Annotated in this window: 17 protein-coding genes; 16 read left to right on the top strand and 1 reads right to left on the bottom strand. The window is 34.3% G+C overall.

Annotation, left to right across the window (positions count from 1 at the left end):
* The first annotated feature begins 34 nt into the window (after window positions 1–34).
* Genes C5F47_RS08450 through hisI form a run of 11 tightly spaced genes read left to right on the top strand, consistent with a single transcriptional unit; the run spans window position 35 to window position 9,781 of the window.
* Window positions 35–1,126: a PQQ-dependent sugar dehydrogenase gene (locus C5F47_RS08450; protein ID WP_179360631.1), complete on the top strand. Its 1,092-nt coding sequence runs from the start codon at window positions 35–37 to the stop codon at window positions 1,124–1,126.
* Window position 1,127: 1 nt separating this feature from the next.
* Window positions 1,128–2,384, top strand: a complete 1,257-nt coding sequence (locus C5F47_RS08445; protein ID WP_179360630.1) for a hydroxymethylglutaryl-CoA reductase, degradative — start codon at window positions 1,128–1,130, stop codon at window positions 2,382–2,384.
* A gap of 38 nt (window positions 2,385–2,422) precedes the next feature.
* Window positions 2,423–3,400: an ATP phosphoribosyltransferase gene (hisG, locus tag C5F47_RS08440; protein WP_179360629.1), complete on the top strand. Its 978-nt coding sequence runs from the start codon at window positions 2,423–2,425 to the stop codon at window positions 3,398–3,400.
* Complete coding sequence (hisD, locus tag C5F47_RS08435; RefSeq protein WP_179360628.1) at window positions 3,400–4,671, top strand: histidinol dehydrogenase; 1,272 nt, start codon at window positions 3,400–3,402, stop codon at window positions 4,669–4,671. The genes hisG and hisD overlap by 1 nt, the downstream gene beginning before the upstream one ends.
* Window positions 4,668–5,738 (top strand): histidinol-phosphate transaminase, encoded by a 1,071-nt coding sequence (gene hisC / locus C5F47_RS08430; RefSeq protein ID WP_179360627.1) that lies wholly within the window; start codon window positions 4,668–4,670, stop codon window positions 5,736–5,738. Before hisD ends, hisC begins: the two co-directional genes overlap by 4 nt.
* Window positions 5,735–6,709: an HAD hydrolase-like protein gene (locus C5F47_RS08425; protein WP_179360626.1), complete on the top strand. Its 975-nt coding sequence runs from the start codon at window positions 5,735–5,737 to the stop codon at window positions 6,707–6,709. Before hisC ends, C5F47_RS08425 begins: the two co-directional genes overlap by 4 nt.
* A gap of 25 nt (window positions 6,710–6,734) precedes the next feature.
* Window positions 6,735–7,322 carry an imidazoleglycerol-phosphate dehydratase HisB gene (gene hisB / locus C5F47_RS08420; protein ID WP_179361833.1) on the top strand — a complete coding sequence of 196 codons (588 nt, stop codon included), beginning with the start codon at window positions 6,735–6,737 and terminating at the stop codon, window positions 7,320–7,322.
* Window positions 7,322–7,927, top strand: a complete 606-nt coding sequence (gene hisH, locus C5F47_RS08415) for an imidazole glycerol phosphate synthase subunit HisH (RefSeq protein WP_179360625.1) — start codon at window positions 7,322–7,324, stop codon at window positions 7,925–7,927. The genes hisB and hisH overlap by 1 nt, the downstream gene beginning before the upstream one ends.
* Complete coding sequence (gene hisA, locus C5F47_RS08410) at window positions 7,924–8,631, top strand: 1-(5-phosphoribosyl)-5-[(5-phosphoribosylamino)methylideneamino]imidazole-4-carboxamide isomerase (RefSeq protein ID WP_179360624.1); 708 nt, start codon at window positions 7,924–7,926, stop codon at window positions 8,629–8,631. The genes hisH and hisA overlap by 4 nt, the downstream gene beginning before the upstream one ends.
* Window positions 8,628–9,431, top strand: a complete 804-nt coding sequence (hisF, locus tag C5F47_RS08405; RefSeq protein WP_179360623.1) for an imidazole glycerol phosphate synthase subunit HisF — start codon at window positions 8,628–8,630, stop codon at window positions 9,429–9,431. The genes hisA and hisF overlap by 4 nt, the downstream gene beginning before the upstream one ends.
* Before the next feature lie 23 nt (window positions 9,432–9,454).
* Window positions 9,455–9,781 carry a phosphoribosyl-AMP cyclohydrolase gene (hisI, locus tag C5F47_RS08400; protein WP_179360622.1) on the top strand — a complete coding sequence of 109 codons (327 nt, stop codon included), beginning with the start codon at window positions 9,455–9,457 and terminating at the stop codon, window positions 9,779–9,781.
* Window positions 9,782–9,785: 4 nt separating this feature from the next.
* On the opposite strand, the gene C5F47_RS08395 is transcribed toward hisI, so the two are convergent.
* Window positions 9,786–10,310, bottom strand: coding sequence for a hypothetical protein (locus C5F47_RS08395; protein WP_179360621.1), 525 nt, complete (start codon window positions 10,308–10,310; stop codon window positions 9,786–9,788).
* Between the two features lie 184 nt (window positions 10,311–10,494).
* Here C5F47_RS08395 and C5F47_RS08390 point away from each other — a divergent pair, with 184 nt between their 5' ends.
* The 5 genes from C5F47_RS08390 (at window position 10,495) to C5F47_RS08370 (ending at window position 23,339) form a co-directional block, all read left to right on the top strand.
* The gene (locus C5F47_RS08390) at window positions 10,495–11,709 is read left to right on the top strand and encodes a threonine synthase (RefSeq protein WP_179360620.1); all 1,215 of its coding nucleotides are present in this window, start codon (window positions 10,495–10,497) and stop codon (window positions 11,707–11,709) included.
* A complete protein-coding gene (locus C5F47_RS08385; RefSeq protein WP_179360619.1) occupies window positions 11,709–13,040 on the top strand; it encodes a ThiF family adenylyltransferase in 1,332 nt (443 codons plus the stop codon). The genes C5F47_RS08390 and C5F47_RS08385 overlap by 1 nt, the downstream gene beginning before the upstream one ends.
* Before the next feature lie 215 nt (window positions 13,041–13,255).
* A complete protein-coding gene (locus C5F47_RS08380) occupies window positions 13,256–18,445 on the top strand; it encodes a hypothetical protein (protein WP_179360618.1) in 5,190 nt (1,729 codons plus the stop codon).
* Between the two features lie 102 nt (window positions 18,446–18,547).
* Window positions 18,548–19,519, top strand: coding sequence for a methyl-accepting chemotaxis protein (locus C5F47_RS08375; RefSeq protein ID WP_179360617.1), 972 nt, complete (start codon window positions 18,548–18,550; stop codon window positions 19,517–19,519).
* 31 nt (window positions 19,520–19,550) lie between these two features.
* Complete coding sequence (locus C5F47_RS08370) at window positions 19,551–23,339, top strand: S8 family serine peptidase (RefSeq protein ID WP_179361832.1); 3,789 nt, start codon at window positions 19,551–19,553, stop codon at window positions 23,337–23,339.
* Window positions 23,340–23,362 lie beyond the last annotated feature (23 nt).

Below are 23,362 nucleotides of genomic sequence, written 5' to 3'. Positions count from 1 at the left end.
AGTAATTAATAGGATTTGAAAAGATTGTCTTTTCATGGATAAAAAAATACAAATCGCTGCAATCGCTTTTGCCATAGTATTTTCTGTATTAGTTTTAACTTCCCCAAATGATCCTATACCTTTGCCTGAACCAAATTCAAATTCTGATAGTGATTTTGTAACTGTATTAGCTGAAAATCTCACTAAGCCTAGAGCTATTGCAGTTTCTGATGATAGAATTTTTGTTACTGAAAAAGATGGACTGATTAGAGTAATTCAAAATAATACCTTGTTAGAATCTCCATTAGCTACTTTGCGTACTGCAGATGTGTTTGATGGTGGATTATTAGGAATTGCATTACACCCAAATTTTTCTACAAATCATTTGATGTATGTTTTCATGACTTATGAAGAAAATGATATTTTGTGGAATAAAATTTTACAAATTACTGAATCAGAAAATAAACTTGTTACTGCTGAAACTATATTAGATAAAATCCCTGGTTCTTCATTTACAAATGGAGGTTTTATTAAATTTGGACCTGATAACAAATTGTATGTAGGAACAGGTACAGTTTCTGATGCTTCTCACCTTCCTCAAGATCTTAATTCATTGTCAGGAAAAATTTTAAGAATTAATGACGATGGTACCATTCCAGAAGATAATCCCTTTAACAACTCACCTGTATACTCTTTGGGACACAGAAATCCTCAAGGGATCACTTGGGATGATAGTGGAAATTTGTTTGTAGCAGAATTTGGACCAGAAAAAAATGATGAAATTAATCTGATTCAAGCAGGTAAAAATTATGGATGGCCTGAGCAACAATGTTCTGGGAATGAAAAATTTGAAGATGCAGTCCTTTGCTATGATCCAAGTATAGAACCTGGAGGCATATTGTATTATTCTGGAGAGTCCTTGGATTTTGAATCTTCATTTATTATGGCTTCTATGAGAGCTGCAAATCTCTATCAATTGGATTTTGATGAAGGACTTAGTTCTCAAAAATCCATTCTAAGTGGAATAGGACGTGTTAGAGATGTGGTACAAGGTCAAGATGGTAGTCTGTATGTAATTACTTCAAATACTGATGGAAAAGGTTTTCCAGATAGTATGGATGATAAACTATTGAGGATACTGAAATAAAATGCCAGATTCATCAATTTCAAAATTTTTTGAAAAATCTAGAAAAGAAAGGTTAGACATTGTTGGAAACTTTGCAAATCTTTCAATTGAGGAATTGGAAATTTTACAAAATGAAAATGGCGGAATTTCTTTTGAAAAAGCAGACAAGATGGTTGAAAATGCAATTGGAACATTTTCACTTCCATTAGGAGTTGCTACAAACTTCAAGATTAATGATAAGGATTATGTAGTTCCAATGGTAATTGAAGAACCCTCGGTAATTGCTGCTGCATCAAAAGGTGCTAAAATTGCACGAATTAAAGGTGGTTTTGAAGTTACAGCAAATGAATCTTTTAGCATTGGTCAAATACAAATTTTGGATGTTGATTTATCTTCTGCAATTCAACAAATTAAAAATTCAACAAATGAAATTCTTCAATTAGCTAATTCAAAAAGTAATACCTTGTCAAAAATGGGAAAGGGTGCAAAAGAGATTTCATGTAAAGAAATTGACACTCCATCTGGTAAAATGCTAATTGTTGAATTATTGATTGATGTTGGTGATGCAATGGGTGCAAATGTAACCAATACTATGTGTGAAGCCGTTTCTCCACTGATTGAAAAAATTACTGGTGGAAGAGCATTATTGAGAATCCTCTCAAATTATTCAACTAGAAGAATGGTCAAAGCAACTGCTGTGTTTGAAAAAGAAGCAGTAGGTGGAGAACAAGTTGTTGATAATATTATTTCTGCATTTGAATTTGCAGATAATGATGTGTATAGAGCTGTGACTCATAACAAAGGAATTATGAATGGAACTATAGCTGTTGCAAATGCTGTTGGTCAAGATAGTAGAGCTATAGAAGCAGCAGCAAATGCCTATGCAGCACAATCTGGAACTTATAGATCTCTAAGTAAATGGAGCAAGGACAATGATGGAAATTTAGTTGGCATTTTAGAGATTCCTCTTTCAGTAGGTATTGTTGGAGGAATTGCAAATGTTCACCCTGTGGCTAAAGTATGTGCAAAAATTCTAGGTGCATCATCTGCACAAGAGCTTGCATGTGTTATGACTGCTACTGGATTGGCCCAAAATTATAGTGCTATTCGTGCACTTGCAACTGAAGGTATTCAAAAAGGACATATGCGTTTACATGCAAGAAATTTGGCTGCTGCTGCAGGTGCAACCACTGATCAAATAGATGAAATTGTACAAAAAATGATTGAAGAAAAGAAAATTTCACTTGATAGGGCTAAAGAATTGCTTGAGCAAATTTAAACATGCGATTATATACCTAAAAAGTGAAAAAATTGAAAATGTCTGAAGTAAAATTTGCTATTCCTAAAGGTAGTCTTGAAGATGCTACTTTCAAACTATTAGAAAAATCTTGGACTAAGGTAAATAGGAAAAGTAGAACTTATCGAGTCTATTTGGATGATCCTAGTATTATTGTCAAAATGCTTCGTCCTCAAGAAATTCCAACATTGGTTGCTGAAGGACTGTATGATGTTGGAATTACAGGTAAAGATTGGGTGGGAGAAACAAATTCTGATGTTGAACCAATATTGGATTTAGAATATGGAAAAATTAGATTAGTGATTGCATTTCCAGATAAATATCGCTACAAAAACCTTGATGAAATGATTGCAGATTATGGTAAAAAGAAAAAAACACTTAGAATTTCATCTGAGTATCTCACAACTGCTTCAAAATTTCTAAAACAATGCAAGTCTTACAAAAAATACTATGGCTCTAAAGATCCTCTTATTGTAACTCCTTGGGTTCGATTAGGAAATAACAAAAATGTTCAAATTCATTTATCATTTGGTGCAACTGAAGCAAAGCCTCCTGAAGATGTTGATGCAATAATGGATGTTACTGAGACTGGAACAACTCTTAAACAAAATAAACTCAAAATTGTAGATGAGGTATTAACTTCAACTGCACATTTGATTGTAAATAAAAAATCATTAAAAGATCCTAAAAAACGTGAAAAAATCTTTGATATTGTTACGTTGATGAGAGGTGCAGTTCATGGAAGAAAATTCTTACACATTTATCTAAATGTGGAGGAAAAAAATCTGAAAAAACTGTTGACACAGATGCCTTCTCTCAAAAAACCAACAATAAGTCCATTAAGTGAACAAGGATGGTTTGGTGTGAATACAGTCATTAAAAAAGAAGAATTCCACAAACTTATTCCTAAACTAAGGAAAATTGCTCAAGGTCTTGTAGTTCATGAACCAAGACAAATACTTGAACTTGAGGAGATAAAGCGTGACGAAGAAAATTGATGAGAATAATCAAAGTATCTAATGTTGAAACGTTTGCAGAAAAAATTATCCCAAAACAGCCTCAAAACAACAAAACCATAGTCGAATCTATACTAAAAAATGTTAGAAAAAATGGCGATGTTGCTGTTAGGAAATATGAAAAGAAATTCAGTAAAGCAAATATTTCTTCCTTACGAATATCTGAAAATGAAATAAAAAATGCTTATTCAAAAGTGTCAAAAGCTGAACTTGATGCAATTAAACTAGCAAAAGATAGACTCGGCAAAACAGAATCTGTGGTTAAATCACTATTAAAAAATAAAACAATCAATCATGATGGAATAAAAATCTCTAAAAATTTCATTCCAATTCAAAGTGTAGGATGTTACATTCCAGGTGGATTAGCTAGATACCCAAGTTCTGTAATGATGTCTGTAGTTCCAGCTAAAATTGCTGGTGTCAAAAGAATAGTAGTTGTATCTCCACCTAATTCTGATGGAAAGATTGATCCGTTAACAATTGTAGCTGCTGATATTTGTGGCGCTAATGAAATTTACAAAACAGGCGGGGCACAATCTATTGGTGCATTATCTTATGGAACAAAATCCATTCCCAAAGTTGACAAAATTGTAGGTCCCGGTGGGGCATTTGTCACATCTGCAAAATCTTTAGTAAGTATACAGACTGGTATTGATATGCTTGCAGGTCCTACTGAGTTAGGAATTATAGCTGATAATTCTGCTAATGCTAAATTTGTTGCACTAGATTTGATTTCTCAATCTGAACACAGCAATGACACATTTTGTTATTTGATAACTACGTCTGAAAAACTTGCAGCATCAGTTAAGAAAATCGTCTCTGAATTGCTTCCAACAATCCAGAGACGAAAAATTGCAAAATATAGTCTTGAAAATAATGGATTTATTGGAATCTGTAAGACTAATTCTGATATGATAAAACTTGCAAATATTTTAGCTCCTGAACACTTGCAAATTATAACCAAAAATTCTGAATCAATATCCTCAAAAATCACTTCTTCTGGTCTAATTTTGATAGGAAATAACACTCCTTCAGCTGCTAGTGACTATATTTTAGGCTCAAATCACATACTTCCAACAAATGGATTTGGAAAAATTCGAGGTTCCCTTTCTATTTTAGATTTCATCAAAGTAAACACACAGATTACATCATCTAAAAAATCTCTTTCAAAGATCTCAAAATACATCAAAATATTGACTGAAGCTGAAGGCCTTTCCAATCACTATGAAGCAGTTAGGGGTAGATTAAATTGAAAAAAAATTGGTTTGAAGAAAAAATAAAAAAATTTAATTCAATTGGGGGATACCAAAAACCAGAATTTATTCAAGATTCAGTAAAATTAGATTCGAATGAAAATTATGTTATTTCCAAACAATTCCAAAATGATATTATTTCTTCTGCAAGAAAAAATTCTGATATTAGGGAATATCCTCTCGGTGGTGTTGAGAGACTAATTAATGCAATATCTAAATTTACAAAAATACCGTCGTATATGATTGGTGTTGGAAATGGCTCTGATCAAATTCTAGATTTGATTCTTTCAAATTTTGCTTCAAAACAAACCAAGGTTCTAACTTCAAATCCTACTTTTGGATTTTTTGAAGAACGTTGTAAACTCTATAATATTCCATTAATTGCAATTCCATTTTCTGATGATATGGAATTAGACATGAAAGATTTTACAAAAAAATCTAAAAATGCTGATATCCTTTATCTTGACTCTCCAAACAATCCTACAGGATTTCAATTTTCAAAAAATGAATTGCAAAAATTGATCAAATCTTTTGATGGCCTTGTAATTATTGATGAAGCATATGGAGAATTTAGTGAATACTCTCTTTCTAATTTAACTAAAACTCAAGAAAATCTTATAGTTGTTCAAACTCTTTCAAAATCATTTGGTTTAGCTGGATTACGATTGGGTTATTTCATTGCAAACAAAAAATTTACAGAATCTTTCATGAATGTTTTACAATACCCATACCCTGTAAGTACCATTACTATTGAATCTGGAATTCAGGCTCTAGAAAAATCTAATTTGATGAAAGATGCTATTGATACCATCAAAATTGAGAGAAAACGAATAATTGAAACTTTACGAAAATATGATGCCTTTGAAGTGTTTGATTCCAAGGCTAATTTTGTTCTTTTTGATGCTCATGGAGCCTATAAGCGAGTATATTCAGCATTGGCAGAACAGGGAATTTCTATTAGAAAACTAGGAAAAATTGGAAATCATGATGGATGTCTTAGAGTAACTATTGGAACTAAAGAAATGAATTCAAAATTTTTACTTGCTATTCGTGATTTACTAGGATGACTCTGATAAAAAATTCTGAAGGAATCTATGTAGATGATTCTAAAATTGATATTCTAAATAATGTAGATGCAATAATTTTTGATTGTGATGGTGTTTTAATTGACATTACAAAATCTTATGATTTAGCAATAATCAAAACAACTCAATATGTATTAGAAAACTTGGCAAAAATTTCTAATCCTATTGAAATTGATTTTGAAATTATTGATGGATTCAAATCTACTGGTGGTTTTAATGATGAAGTTGATTTAACATATGCTGCCATTATTTCTCTTGTTGCTGCAAGTCAATTAGAAAAAGATCAAAGAAATTTTATTTTTGATGTAATAAAAAATTCTGATTCAACTGGAATTATTTCAGTAGAAAAATATCTTGAAACTTTAACTGATGTATCAAATATCAAAAAACAATTATCCTATCCTGGAACTCATCATGAAAATCCACTTTATCAAATATTTGATCAGCTTTTCTATGGACCAGACTTATATCAAAAATTATTTAATCAAACTTCAAAATTCTCTGAATCTGGTTTGATTGAACAAGATGATGTTATAATAAATGATATTTTGATAGAAAAATTACTAGATAAATTTAATTCAAAACTTGCTATGGTAACTGGACGAGGAAAAGAATCAGTTAGATATTCATTAAAATCTCTTTTATCAAAATTTGATTTACAGAATTCTATGTTTCTTGAAGATGAATCACGTGAATTGGCAAAACCTAATCCTAAATCACTACTAAATTCTATCCAAGGAATGAATTCTATTTGTTCTCTTTATGTTGGAGATTCTATGGAGGACTTTATCATGGCTAAAAAAACAACTGATTCTGGACATGAGACAGTATTCTGTGGAATTATAGGTACTAGCAAAAATCCTCAAGCCAAGTTAGATTTGTTTGAGAAAAATAATGCCATTTTGGTGTTGGATTCTATCCATCAATTACCAAAGGTATTAAATTTAGATTGATGCAATTACATAATCTGTGAGAAAAATGGCACCAAGAAAGGCATCAATTAAACGAAATACAAAGGAAACTAGCGTATCTGTATCCGTTAATTTGGATGGATCTGGTAAAACATCTATCAAAACTGGAATTAATTTCCTTGATCACTTGATTATATCATTTGGAAAACATGGGATGATGGATATCAAAGTTGATGCAAAATCAAATGATGGAATTGAACACCACTTGATAGAAGATACTGCAATTACAATTGGACAAACAATTGACAAGGCATTAAGCTCTAGACGTGGGATTACAAGATTTAGTTATGCTTCTGTACCGATGGATGAATCCCTTGCTGAGGCTTCAATTGATTTAGTTAAAAGACCATATTGGAAGTTAACGCTATCTATCAAACGAAATAAAATTGAGGATGTATCAAAAGAAGATTTAGAGCATTTCTTCCAATCTTTGCTACAAAATCTCAATAGTTGTATTCACCTTACTGTAAAGTATGGAGATAATGATCACCACAAAGTAGAGGCTGCAATAAAATCACTTGCTGTTGCATTGAGAAATGCATCTACACTTGATAAAAAACAGAAAGGAATTCCAAGTACAAAAGGTTCAATGTAATGGTAAGTGTTGCAATTTTTGATTATGGTGCTGGAAATATTTTCAGCCTAAAAAATTCTCTTGAAAAAGTTGGAGCTATAGTAGATGTAATTACTAATTTTAATGATAAAAATACCTATTCAGGATTATTACTTCCTGGTGTAGGAAATTTTGATCCTGCAATGAACAGCATTAGAGATTTCTCAAAAATTCAATTTCAAGAATATGTAGGTAATATGCCTGTACTAGGAATTTGTCTTGGAATGGAGATGTTTTTTGAAAAAAGTGAAGAAGGAAAGGAGAAAGGATTGAATGTAATTGATGGTGAAGTAATTGTATTACCATCATCAATGAAAGTGCCTCACATGGGTTGGAATAATCTTGAGATAAAAAAACCAGGAAAAATTCTTGAAGGAGTTGAAAATAATTCTTGGGCTTATTTTGTTCACTCGTATAGAGTTAAACCTGATTCAAATGATGTGATAACTGCAGAATCTGATTATGGAATTAAAGTTCCAGCTGTAGTAGAACATGATAATTTCTTTGGCACTCAATTTCATCCTGAAAAGTCTAGTACTGTGGGAAAAATAATGCTAGAGAATTTCCTCAAAGAGTGTAGGCAATGAAAATAATACCTGCAATTGATCTAATGGATGGTAAAGTAGTTAGATTGTACAAAGGTGATCCAAATCAAAAGACCATTTATAGCGAAAACCCTGTAGATATTGCTAAACAATGGGAATCTGCAGGAGCAGACATACTTCATTTGGTAGATTTGGATGCTACTCTTGGAATTGGTTCAAATCTAGAAATGATCAAAAAAATTCTAGAAACACTAACAATTCCAGTTGAGGTTGCTGGTGGATTACGAGATAAATCATTAGTTTTGGAGATGGCTAAACTGTCAGAAAGAGTAGTGTTGGGAACGTTGGCATTCAAAGACAAACCTCTTTTGAAATTATTATTATCTGAACTTGGCCCAGAAAAAATTGTTATTTCAGTTGATCATAAAGATGGCGAGATTGTTATTCACGGTTGGCAAAAAGGTACAGGAATAAAATTAATTCCTGCAATTAAAGAATTTCTTGAAATGGGTTTTACCGAATTTTTATTAACAAATGTTAGTCGTGATGGAACTATGGAAGGACCTGATTTGGAATTTTTAGAGCAGGCATGTAACTTGTCAAATGCAAATGTAATAGCAAGTGGAGGAATTTCAAATATCTCTGATGTTAAAGATGTAAAAGAAAAAAGTGCTTTTGGAGTAATCCTTGGAAAAGCACTATATGAGAAAAAAATTTCCATTGAAGAGGCAAAAAAAATATCATGACATTAACAAAAAGAATTATTCCTTGTCTTGATGTAAAAAATGGAAGAGTGGTAAAGGGATTAAATTTTGAATCCATTAAGGATGCAGGTGATCCAGTAGAGCTTGCAGAAAAATATAGTAATGAAGGTGCTGATGAACTAGTTTTTTTGGATATTACTGCATCTGATGAACAACGAAAAACAATCAAAGACTTGGTAAGAAAAGTTGCATCAGTAATTGATATTCCATTCACTGTTGGTGGCGGAGTCAAATCTCTAGAAGATGCTAGAAATATTTTACTAAATGGAGCTGATAAGGTCGGAATCAACACTGGAGCAATTAAAAATCCTAAAGTGATTACAGAATTAATGGAATTATTTGGTCGACAATGTGTTGTGGTTGCAGTTGACGCAAAAAGAAATTACAATATTGATGAAACAAAAAATATTTTCAATGAAGATGGAAAACAATTTTGGTTTGAAGTTTTCATTTATGGCGGAAAAGAAGGAACAGGAATTGATGTCATAGATTGGATAAAAGAATCAGAAAATTTAGGGGCTGGAGAGATTTTACTAACTAGTATTGATAAAGATGGTACAAAGGATGGATATGATGTATTGTTGACAAAATCTGTAGTAGATTCTGTTTCTATACCTGTTATTGCTTCAGGAGGATGTGGTAAACCTGAAGACATGGTTGATATTTTCAAGGAATCTAATGTCGATGCTGCTTTAGCTGCTTCAATATTTCATTATGAAACACATGGAGTAAATGGTGTTAAATCCTATCTGAAAGATAGGGAAATTCCTGTAAGATTATAATACTGAAATCTATATTTGTAAACATGGAAAAATCAATTCATGATATTGACTTTGAAAAAAGTGATAGTTTGGTTCCAGTAATTGTTCAGGATGCAAATACAAAAGATGTTCTTACATTAGCTTATGCCAATAAAGAATCATTAGAACTTGCCAAAAAAACTGGCAATTCTTGGTTTTGGAGTCGTTCTAGAAATAAACTTTGGATGAAAGGAGAAGAGTCTGGTAACACTCAAAAAATTAAAGAGATTTTGGTTGATTGTGATTCAGATGCAATAATTTATCTTGTTGAACCATCAGGACCTGCATGCCATACCGGTGAAAAAGTTTGTTTTCACAATAACTTAAAATAAAATTTTAACATACTGGTGTTTCAAATGCATGCCCTTCACCTGGAATTGTTTCATTAATTATTGTGAATTTCAAATTTGGATAATTAGTTCCTCTAAAAACTACAGTCCATTCACCTAAAACATCATCTACCGAGCATAACCCTAGTACTTTTGATAATTTAATGTCTGTATAATAATTGAACATTGGTTTCTTTGTTCCATCAAATGGAATTGTTTGAAAAACAGTATAATGTGTTTCATTTGTTTGTTTAAGAAATGCTACTTGGCCTTTTTCATTTTCCTCTAAATCACCTGTTATTAAGAAAATTTTCTCTCCAAGTAAATACTGTGAACGATCAATTTGAAATGGACCTGAAGTTTGCCAATCTCTTTCTGCTGGTATAAAATGACCTTCTTCTATCAAAGGATTTTCTAAGCTAACTTCATTATTAGATTTTGAGATTTCATTTTCTTGAACGTATATTATAATAATTCCTGCAATAATTATGGCAATTCCTATGCTTATTGGAATTATGAATTTATTATTCACAAAAATTATCATTTTAAAATAACTAAAAACCTTCCTCATAATTATGATCTCCACAAATTCTGTGTTTTCCTATTTTTCCCCCTATGATTACTATTATTCATTATATTTTTTGATCCTTTAAATTAAGTATCACTTAACTTGATATTAGGATTTTTTATGTATATTCTCAAAGGAGATACTGATCTTGACTAGAACATCATTACAATGTAGAGAATGTAAAAAAGAATATGACACTGCTTTCAAGTATGTTTGTGAAGACTGTTTTGGTCCACTTGATGTAAAATATGATTTTCCCACACTTACTAAAGATACGTTTGCAAATCGTGAACAAACCTATTGGCGATATTTTGAATTACTTCCAATAGAAGATAAATCAAACATTGTAAGCATTGGTGCAGGTATGACTCCTCTTATCAAAGCTGATAATTTGGGAAAAAAATTAGGATTAAACAATCTTTACATAAAAAATGATTCTGTAAATCCAACATTTTCTTTCAAAGATAGACCTGCAGGAGTTGCAATATCAAAAGCAAAAGAATTTGGATTAACTGCAGTTGGTTGTGCGTCAACTGGAAATTTAGCATCAGCTACTGCAGCGCATGCAGCAAAAGCTGGATTGCCATGTCATGTATTTGCACCAAGTAATATTGAGATGGCTAAAATTGCTCAAGCATTATCATATGGTGCAAACTACATTGCAGTTGATGGAACATATGACGATGCAAATAGAATTGCTGCACAAATTGGAGACAGTAAAGGAATTGGTGTAGTAAACATTAACATGCGTTCTCATTATGTTGAAGGATCCAAAACATTTTCGTATGAAGTTGCAGAACAACTTGATTGGCAAATACCTGATCAATTGATTATTCCTGTAGGAAGTGGTGCAATGCTTAATGCAATTTGTAAAGGATTTGAAGAATTACAGACTGTTTCCTTACTTGATAATGTTTCAAATATCCATATGATTGCTGCACAACCACATGGTTGTGCACCTATAGTTGATGCATTTAAGAAAAATAGTAAGGAAGTAATCCCAGTTGAAAATCCTGACACCGTTGCAAAAAGTTTAGCAATAGGTGATCCTGGAGATGGTAGATATGTTTTGAAACGATTAGAACAGTATAATGGATTTGCAGAAGAATCAAACAATAAAGAAATACTTGATGCAATTTTATTACTTGCACAGACTGAAGGAATATTTACAGAACCTGCAGGAGGGGTTTCAATATCTGTTCTTCAAAAAATGGTTGAACAAGGAAAGATTGATGCAAATGACAAAGTAGTATGCTATGTTACTGGTAATGGATTAAAAGCAACTGAATCTATAATGGAAGTATTACAAAAACCAACTGTGATGAAAGCTGACATTGGTGAAATATCGGCGGTAGTAAACTAATGGCAAATATCACATTCACTATTCCATCTGTTCTAAATGCTGGCGGTGGTGAGAAAAAAATTGAAATCTCTGCAGAGTCTTTACAGGATGCATTTTCAAAAATTTCTGAACAATTAGGTGATGATTTTAAGCGTAGAGTTTTAGAAGGTGATGGAACTCCCAGATCTTTGATTAATATTTACATTAATGGCAAAAATGCAAAATTTGCAAATGGTATTGACACTTCTCTAAATGATGGTGATGAAGTTTACATATTGCCTGCGGTTGCAGGTGGTTCAGAAGAATTATCCCCAAAAGAACTTGACAAATATTCAAGACAAGTGATGCTAGAAGAAATTGGATATGGTGGACAATTAAAATTAAAAAATGCTAAAGTTTGTGTTGTTGGAACAGGTGGTTTAGGACACCCAATAATTTCTAGATTGGCTACAATGGGAGTTGGAACTTTGCGTATTGTTGATAGAGATGTAATCGAACTATCAAATTTACATAGACAAATGATGTTTGATGAGGATGATGTTGGTCAAGTTAAAGTTGAAGTAGTTGCAAAAAAATTACAGAAACTAAATCCTGACTGTAATGTTGAAGCTTTAGCTGTATCTGTAAATGATTATACTGCATTAGAAGTTGTTGAAGGTTGTGATGTTGTAATTGATGCACTTGATAGTGTTAATGCAAGATATGCATTGAATAAAGCATGTGTGAAGTTTGAAATCCCATTTGTTACAGGAGCTGCAGTTGGAACATCTGGACAAGCGTTTACTATTTTACCAAAAAAATCTGCATGTTACTTTTGCATGTTCCCTGAATTAGATGAGGATACAATGCCAACATGTAGTATTGAAGGCGTTCACCCCCCAATTCTTTCTATTGTTGGTGCAATTGAAGTTGCAGAAGCTGTTAAAATTATTCTTGGAAAAATTCCTAATCTCTCTCAGAGAATTCTACATATTGATTTAGAAAATCTTGATTTCAATAGTACTAGAACATTTAGAGCTGATGAATGTCCAATATGTGGTTCAGGTAAACTAGATGTTGTTACAAAAGAAGAATTAATTTTAGAAGAACTATGTGGGCGCAATCGTGGAAAGAGAACTTACTCTATTACTCCGACGGAAACATTTGATCTTGATGTAAATGGTGTTACTGCTATTGGAAAACAAAAAGGTTTCACTGTTGATAATCAGGGTGACTTGGGATTATCTTTGAGAACAAATGAATTATCTGTTAGTTTTATGAAAAGAGGGTCAGCTGTTGTAGTTGGTCCAAAAGATGAGACTGATGCTATATCATTATACAAAACTCTTCTTGGAAAAGAGATCAAGGCATAAAATAGGCTATAAGAATTTCATAATTTATCGATAAAACATAAAAAATCTAACGATCATTTGAAATTTTATGAGATAAACTGCAAATAATATGATCATGTTGTCTAAAAATTACATCAAATTTAGATTTTTGATAAAATAATTACAAAAAATACCATAATTGTGGACAATTCGTCCATTAGCCTTTTATACTAATTTTTAAGAAAATTATCAATAACATGAATAACGAAATAGGACGTAAAATAACTAGTCTTACATTAATGACAATTATGTTAGCCGGTGGTATGACATTTGCTATTCCTGGTGTAATGCCAGCAGCACATGCAGCCAACGCTAACCTATTTGTTTCCGCAGAAAACTCTCAATTTGACAACTACATGGCTGGCCCTATGGTCATCGAAGTAGTTGTAATTGATTCTGATATTAGTGATACAGATGAGGGTAAAGGTGAACCAGACGTTACCGTACAAGGCAAAGACCTGAGAATGGCCCAAGCTACTGACGGTAATTGGTATGGTTATTTTGCAGACTCTGATGCAGCATTAGCTGCAGACGCAACTGTCGGTTTACCAGGAGAAGGTCTGGACTTCGGTTCAGGCTGTGATGCCACATCTGCAACAACAGCAGCAGGCATATCCTTCACCGATACAGTAGGTGTCTTCTTCCCAACCCAGCCAGTAAATGGTAATGTGACCTCTTCAGGTCTATCAACCGTTTGTGCAGCTGGAACATTTGGAACAGTAGATTACCAAAACGTAATCAGAGAAAACAAAACAGCTAACAGAAATACAGCAACAGGAAATGGAATTGGACAACTTAGCCTTCCAGCTAACGCTTTCCCAATGATCCAACTATATGATCTAAATCCAACAGGCAGCGTTGTAGTCACATATAACAAAGGTGGTGGTGCTCAATCAACCACATTAACTTTTGATACAGTTGACCAATTTGCCAACTTAGAATCAGATAGAACTGTATTCCCAACTGGTGCAAACGTACACCTCACACTAACTGATGTACAACTAAACATTGACCCAACAGACGAAGATTCTTGGACTTGGGGAACTATCGCAACTAACAACACTGTCTTCTATCAATTGTTCGATGAAAATGGAGCAACTGCTGCTGACGGTAGTGCTGGTGCTGTAGACCTAACCAACAGTCTCGGAACTGATGCTTTTATGTTTGAAGATAACGGTATCTTACTTATTGACTTAGATGCACAAGGTGTAGGTAACGAAGTATTAAGAATTATCGACAACGATGATTCTGTTACTAACGGAACCGCAACCGTTGAAGCATCCACAGTTGCAACCGGAAACGGAACAATTGCACCTGGAAGTCAACCAGTAACATTTACCGAACTATCATCAAACTCTGGTCTCTTTGCAAACTATGATGATTCTGATGTATCAAACTTGGCTATCGCAAGCGATGCCAACAGAGGTGTATCAGCAAGCATTGATTACAATGAGACACCAAAGACTGTTCTCGTTGGATTTGGATTCGGTTCAATCGATATCCAACCAGCCGATGATGAATGGAACTCTGGTGAAGAAATTCCAGTAGTATTAGTTGATTCAGATGCAAACCAGAACAGTAGAGTTGATGAAGATCTTGATCTTAACAACCCTGATGTTCCACTTATCCCATCATTACAAACTGGTAACCCATTCACTTTAGGTGATGACGGAACTGGTGGTACCGGTGGACAAAGTGCAGTATTTACCAATGCAACAATTGCATTTACAGAAGTCAACACTGCCCTCCCAGGAGGACAAGGTGATCCTGTAAAATCATTGAGCGCATTAAATACAACTGGTGGTAACGTAACTGCAACTGTTGTAGTCGATAAATTTAGTAAAAGAGCAATCATAGATCCAAGCGCTAGTCTGACTGATGCTAAAGCATTAATCATTGACTTAAGCGTAACAGCTGAAGAACTATTCAACTCAATTTCTAATCCGCAAGGAGCAGACATTAGTGATAGACTTCACGGATTTAACTTGTTTAACATGGACTTAAGAAGTATCAACAGCACTGGATCATACGATGTATACTTGCTAAACCAAACAACTGGTACGAATATCTTTTCAGGTAATAATACCACTGCAGGTTTAACAGCTATCTCATTAGTTAATGATACCGATGCTCAATCAATCAGCTTAATCAATTCAACCAGTGGAACTGACATATCTGCAGATCTTGACCAAGTAGTCAAGGCAATCTTTGATATGGATGACTCTGATAATATTGGTTTGTTGTTTGTATTTGATGATGGTCTTAACTCCGGTTATGCAATTGATGGCGCAATTAACGAATCTGTTGTAGCTGACTTCTTTACCTTCGGATTTGAATCCGATGGTGATGAATCCGGCGAAAGAGTCGCAAACCAAATCATAAGAATTGAAGTGGAAGAAACTGGTGATAATACAAGCACCTTCGAAGGTAGCTTGGAATACATCATGGTCAACCAAGTCAATATTCTTGATGCAGATACCTATACTGGTCTATCCCCAATTGCAGATGATCCATCATTCATCGTAATTGAAGACCTAACAGATGAAGACTCTCCAAGAGTTAATTATCTGGACCTAGGTGCTGATGGTGTATCAACACAAGTTGCAGACCAAGAAGAGGCTCCTAGCCACTCTGGTATTGTATCTTTTGATTCCGATTCTTACAAAACAGCTGACACAGTTACTATCACACTAGAAGACTTAGATCTTAACACTGACTCCGACTTGGTAGATATCTACACTGTAGTTTCAACTACAACTGATGATGTCTATGATCAAGTAGGAGAAGCAGGACTTCCAACCGACTTATCCTTTGGTGATCTAGGAAGAATCCTAGATATTACCTTCGATGATACATTGTGGACAACTCCAGCAGTTAACACATGTACCAGCGATGGTGAAACAGCAACAGGCTCTAACGAATTAGAAGAAAACACTGATGATACCGGTCTAGGTGCAACTGGATTTACTCTAGTTGAAACCTCACAAGACTCTGGTGTCTTCATTGGTGACTTCCAAATTCCATCAGTCTATTGTCCATCAGCAGGAACTACAGCAGATCCAGGCCTCACCGAGTCCGTAACCGGTCTCGATATTGAAGTCAACTATGTTGATTTCAGAGATGCATCTGGTGAAATTATAGAAGTCGGTGATTCTGCAGGCGTCAGAGCCAATACTGGTTCTGTTAGTCTAGATAGAACCGTTTATCCAGTTCCATTTGGTGTACCAGCTGATTTCGAGAGTGTAACCACTACCGAAACCCCAGAAGGTAGAGCAATCTTCCCAGTTCACGCAACTGGTATGACTGACACCGATAATGAAATTGAAAGCGGTGAATTCTTACAGAATGGAGATCTTACAATTCACATTAGAGTTAACGACCCAGACTTTGATATATCCGCAAGTGGTGAAGACGAGATTGCTGAGTTTACAGCAGCAGCTTCAGTAGGACCAGTCAAGATCTCTGTTATCAGAGGTTCTGACTCAGTCGTGCTAGGCTATGCTGGAAGCCCAACAGTCGTTGATGGTGTAATTGATGTTGATGACAATGGAATCAGCACAACTGCAAACTCCGGTGCTGTCGCAAGACAACTCGGACCATTAGTAGAAATCGCACCAGATGCAGGTATTTTCGAGATTGACTTTGACATTAGATATACTGACGGTCCAGCAAGTCAAACTTGCCCAGATACTGAAGATTTCACTCCAACGAATGGAACCTCAGCAACTGGAGATAACGCAGCCACAAGCAGATTTGACGTTGCCGCAACATCAGGTGATTATTGTATCTTACAAGGAGATATCCTCCAAGTAGAATACACTGACCCAGCTGATGCTTCTGGTGATGCAAATACTGTTACTGACTCCGCTACCTTTGACCTTAGAAATGGTGTCTTACAATCTGACAAGTCTGTATACATTATCGGCTCCGATATGATCTTAACCCTCATTGAACCAGACCTTGATTTGGACAATGATGGTGCAGAAACATATGACTTAGACTTAATCGAATGGGATTCTGACGCAGCTACTATTACCATGGGTAACCTTGGTGGTACAACTAACTCAGCAGCCTTCGACCCAGAACCAAGTAACTTTAGAGAAACAGGTGACAGCACTGGTATCTTCCAGATTGTTATCGAAATCCCTGAAGAACTAGATAACGACCGCCTTGAAAGAGGAGAGGAAATTATTCTAGAATATACTGACTGGGGTCCAAGTGGATCTGACTTTGTTGGTGATGAAGATGAAGATGTCAATTTGACAATCTTTACTTCTAACTTTGGTGCAACTGTAGAACTTGATCAAAAAGTCTACTCATGGACTGATAAAGTCTATATCACTATTGTCGCTCCAGATCACAACTTCGACGGTGACCTAGTTGACGAAATCGGAAATACTGATGTTGATCCAATAAAGATCAGCACCAGAGGATTCGATCTTGACAACTACAAACTTGTTGAAACTGGAACTGACACAGGCATCTTTACTGGTGAGGTTATACTTACTGGATTCGCACACGATGCTGATGGTGATGAGAATGACGATACTAACCCAAGAACCACTGGTTCTGGCCCAACTGATGGATTCCTACAAACTGACGACGATGACGGACTTACTGTCTCCTTTGAATTCTCAGAGGATGAAACTGTAGTCGGTTCATCATTAATCAGATGGAATATCGGTGAGGTACAATGGTTAGAAGCAAGTTATCCAGCTAGCGGAACAGGTGTTGTAAGAGTAATTGATCCAGACATGAACTTAGATCCAGAAGCAGTCGACAACTTCGATGTCGACGTGTGGTCTGACTCCGATGCCGGAGGTATTGACCTTACTGTAACTGAGACTAATGAGGCAACTGGAATTTTCGAGGGTACTGTATTCTTTACAGTTTCTGATGAATCTTCTGGTCATAGACTCAGAGTCGCAGAAGGTGACACTGTCACCGCAGAATATGAGGACAATACATTACCAGATCCGTACACAACTGCAGATGAACTCGATATTACTGCCACTTCACTAATCGGCACTGTCGTACCACCTCTCGAGAGAGCACCAGCTGCTAACTTGAGAACCGTTGATGCATTCGGTAACAGTTTAGATACTGTCTCCGTTGACCAACAGGTACAAATCAGTGCTGACTTAGCAAATGGTCAGGATAGAGAGCAAACATTCGCATACTTGGTACAGATTCAAGATGGTAACGGTGTTACAGTCTCACTAGCATGGATTACAGGTTCACTATCTGCTGGTCAATCATTCAGCCCGGCATTATCATGGATTCCAACCGAAAGTGGTAGCTACACAGCAACTGCATTCGTGTGGGAATCAGTAGATAATCCAACGGCATTATCACCACCAGTTAGTACAACTGTCAACGTAAACTAGTTCAAATTATCCTTTTTTTCTTTTTTTTGAATCCTTCTTAACGTAAGTTATAGACAATTTTTCCAGAAGTAATATCTAGGAGAAGATTAACAATTAATTAAATTGAAATTTAAAATTCTTTTTTCGTGTCTTTTTGTTCTATTAATAATAAACATACCGAATTCTTTTGCAGAAGAATTAGTTTTATCTACAAATAGTAAAGTGTATTCTCCTGCACATAACTTACAAGTTTATGGAAATGGCTTACCTGAAGAAAATCTAATAATTAGAGTTTTTGCACCAGATGAGTCTATTGCAAAATTTGACCAAATAACTACTGAAAAAGATGGTTCATTTAATTATGCATTATTAACATGGCCTGAACCATCAACTGATTTCCCATATGGAACATATACTGTTGAAGTGATCAGTACAGAACAAAATGGTGCATCACAAAAAATTGATATTAAATTTTCATCTACCACAGACTTACTTGATGTGACTGTAGAAAGATTTGTGAATACTTTAGTTTTCGCTCCTGAAACTGCAGCAATTGGTCAACCAATTCGAGTTTTTGTTCAAACAACTAGTGATGGCCTTTTAATTGGAAATGAACCTAAGGAATTATTGGGAACAACACATGTTCATCTCCCATCTGGAATATCTGTTACATTGACAAATTCATTCAAAACATTACATCAGGGATTATACTATGTAGATTACACTCCAATTGAAGAAGGAACCCATGTATTTCATGTAGTGGCATTTAGTCAAGGAACAACATCTCATGGCTCTGCTGCAACTAATGTCTTAAGCCAAGATTTGGGTGGTATTTCTGATCAAATAATTAAACTGAACTCAATTTTAGATGAAACATCAAGCGAACTAGATATTCTAAAATCTGAAATTGCAGGATTTGACACAACTTTAGAATATGCAAGTAGCCAAATTGATGAAAATATTGGAACTTTTGCACTATCCGCAAAATCTATCAGTGAATCTTCTGCACAACTTAACGCATTGTTATTACCCATCATTGCATCAGTTGGATTAATTGTTGCACTACAAGTGGCAATCCTTGCAAGAAGAAGATAGTTATAATAACATAAGAATGAAAAACCAATTAATGCCCAAAGTGGCGATTTTCTTTGCAGTATTACTTTTTTCACCAATGATTGCAAATTCACATGCTTTCATTCCTGTCGATTTGGACCAAGACATGGAAAACACACTATCCTTTGATTCTGATATTATAGAAATAGACTCTGATTTTTTCTTGGAAAATAATTTCAAAAGATATTTAATTTTTGGTACTGATTTACAAAAAAATAATATTTTAAAAACAAATTCAATTTATAATATTCAATCTGATTATGGATTTTTCTCAGTATCTGTTCTTTCTGAATCTTCTGCTTCTAATTTAATTTCACAAGGGTATTATGTTGTTGAAGATTTTAAATTGGATTATCATTCATCTGATAAAGAAATCAAAGATGCTTCTAGAATTGGTGACATCACTGGTTCTGATTTGGCAAAGAAAAAATATGATTCTTCAGGAAATGGAACCATAATTGCTATTGTTGATACAGGTGTAGACTTTTCAAATCCTGACATTCAACATTCTCTTGCTCGAGATAAAATTAATCATCCTATAATGCTTGATCCGGATGGACAAGGGATTGTTTTAACGAATGCAACTTTCTTTGCATATATTGATGAAAATGAAATTATACGAAATTATAGTAAACCCATTCCTTCTCATATGACATCATCAGCATATGTTACACGTGAAGGTGTATTCCTTGATGTTTCTCAAGGAGGACAAGGAAGCCAGATACCAATATACAATTCCTTTTTTCCACAAATTGGTTCATCAGTAATTTTTAATGGAACTCTTGCTATTGATATGAAAATTGGCGATGATAATAGAAATTATATCAAATCAAAAAGTGGAATTTATCATTTAGGTGTTATTTATCAAGGTGCATTAGGAGGACAATATGCAAAAATACAAGTTGTTCCAGTTCTTGTAGTTGACTCTTTTACATCTGGAGTTTATGACACTATAATTCCTGATTTGAGTACTTCTTGGGAAGATTACACTAGATTTGATCTAGAGCGAGGACAAGAACCAAATTATGATTTTGATTTCACAGATGAGAAACCAATTGTATTAGGAAGTGGAAAAGAATTCCTCGTCTATGATTCAAATGATGATGGAAAAAATGATTACAGTGCGGGAACCATTGGAGCACAAGTTCTTGATGTCTACGGTGTAATTAAAAATAATTCTACAGATATTGATGATACTCTACAAGCAATTAATGGAACTCTTTTACCTGGACTAGACTCAAATGGTGAATTTTTTGGTTTGATGACTGATTTTATGGGTCATGGAACTTCTAGTGCGGCATCTATTACTTCTCGTGGACAAGAAGTTTACGACATTTACAACAACTCAAAAAAATATTCTATTACCGGTGTAGCACCTGATGCAAAAATTGTACCAGTAAAGGCTTTGTGGTTTGGTGATACTGTATACGGATGGTTATGGTCTGCAGGATTTGAAAATAAAGATCACACATGGAAATTTTTGGGTCAACCCAGAGTTGATATAATTTCCAATAGTTGGGGAGTTTCAAATTTTCCTTCCTTCAAAGCATCTCCTGGAATGGATATTCTATCACTAATTCTAAGTATGTTGACAACCCCTACTTCTTTGGATGATGATTATCCTGGAATTACAATAATTTCCAGTGCAGGAAATTCTGGTCATGGATATGGTACAATTGGATTGCCTAATGCATCACCATTTGGAATTTCAGTAGGTGCCACAACAAACAATGTTTTTGTTGGATATGGACCTTTCAAAGATCAACCTAGATTTGGAAATACAACAACTCATTCAAACAATGTAGTTGATTTTTCTAGTAGAGGACCAGGAATAATTGGAGATCCAAAACCTGATGTTATGAGTATAGGGGCTCATGGATTTGTTCCATCAAACATGTTAAAAGTAAACAAAGATTCCAAAGAAGAATCCTTTTCATTATTTGGAGGTACTAGTATGGCTGCACCGATTGTATCTGGAAGTGCAGCAGTTCTAATTGAAGAAATGAAAAAACAATCTTTAGACTATGATTCTTTCACTATCAAAAATATCTTAATGTCTACTGCAACTGATCTTCAGAATGATCCACTTACTCAAGGATCTGGTTTGACAAATGTTGAAACTGCATTGAATTATGTAAATGGGGAACATGGAGTTTTTATTGTGTACAATGATGGTTCGTATAAAAATATAAAAAATATACTTGACCCTGCAATAGAAAAAATTAATTCCACTTCAATAGGATTTGAAAAATTTAATCTACCTATACGTTCATTTCCAATGACAAGCTGGTTTGCAGGACATTTACTTCCTGGAGAACGAACAACAACAACTTTCACTATTGACAACCCTACAAATGATACTCTTACAATCAATGTAAAGCCACAAACTTTGTCTTTAATCTCAAAAACACAATTTAACGGTACTACAATTCCTCAACAACAAGATTCTATCTTAAATGATACTGGTACATTCATTCCAAATTATGTTAAATTATCTGAACTTGGAAACTCTTCTGAACTATTGACATTTTTTAATAATGATGATCCTATCCCTGATGAATCTTCTTTAATGATTCTAAATGTTAATTTTAAATTTCATGATTTTATGAATAGTACCTCTGATGTTTATGCAGATGATTTGAAAATTGCCTCTCTGTACCTTTATGATTGGCTTGATAATAATAACGATACAAAAATTACAAGTGATGAACTTTCAATGGTGAATAGAGCCGGATCTTGGGGAACTGTTCAAGAACTTAGAGTTTCAGAACCTAATGAAAAATTTGATGGAGTTCCACTTGTTGGTGTTTACCCTGTTCCAACCAGATATTCATATTGGTTAGGTGATACAAAACAAAATTCTACATCAATGGATTACACAATTTCTGCTAGTCATTATGAAAAAGAAAAATGGTCATTACTTTGGTCTAAATCTGATACAATTTCCGTTCCTCCTCAAGATTCATCAACTGTTGATATGACATTAGTAACTCCAAATGATTTTCAAACTGGAGTCTATCAGGGTTTTTTAACTTTTGAAGGTGAGACACATACTGTTAATGCCCCGATATCCTTTGTCATTAAACAACCTGTCACTGAAAATGATTCTACAATTCTAATCAAAGGAACTTCTAGTGATGATGTTCTTTATGGAAATGGATACACAAAAGGTGCATTTGATATGGTTAATAGATACATGGCAGGTGATTGGAGACAATATTATTTTGATATTCAAAATGAATCTATCAATACAGCAGCTATAGAACTTTCATGGACAAGTAATGACACAAATCTATCTGTATTTGTTATGGATCCGTCTGGAGAAATAATACAAACTAATGTTCCGTCTGGAGTCTTTGGACATTTTATGGGATGGGCTTCGCTTGATTGGCTTGGTAATTCAATTTTTAGTCAAGGTGGAGGTTTTTTCCCAGTGAAAAATAAAGATGATACTTCAACTGTTTTGTATGTGCCAATAAATCAAACTGGTACTTACACACTTTTAACACATTCAACTTTGTTTGGTGGAATTTCAACTACTGAGCCAATTACACTTGCAGCAAAATTTACAAATATTTCTCCTGACATGAACATTGATTCAACTCAAAATAAAATTGAAATAAAACCATTCTCAACAAATTCTGAAGATTCTGAAACGATCATTGAAACAAAAACTCCAAAAGATTCTATTGATTCTGAAATAGAGCCCTCATTTAGTCTTGGTATGGGAATTGGTATAGTCATTGGAATTGCGATCGGAATTGTTTTGATTTTCATCATGAGACAAAAACCTCCTAAATAATTGAAATAGGTTTATAAGCAATT

The organism is Nitrosopumilus cobalaminigenes (assembly GCF_013407145.1).
In the GTDB taxonomy this organism is placed as follows: domain Archaea; phylum Thermoproteota; class Nitrososphaeria; order Nitrososphaerales; family Nitrosopumilaceae; genus Nitrosopumilus; species Nitrosopumilus cobalaminigenes.
Note: the sequence above shows the minus strand (reverse complement) of the source record. Positions and strands in the feature narration are given on the sequence as shown.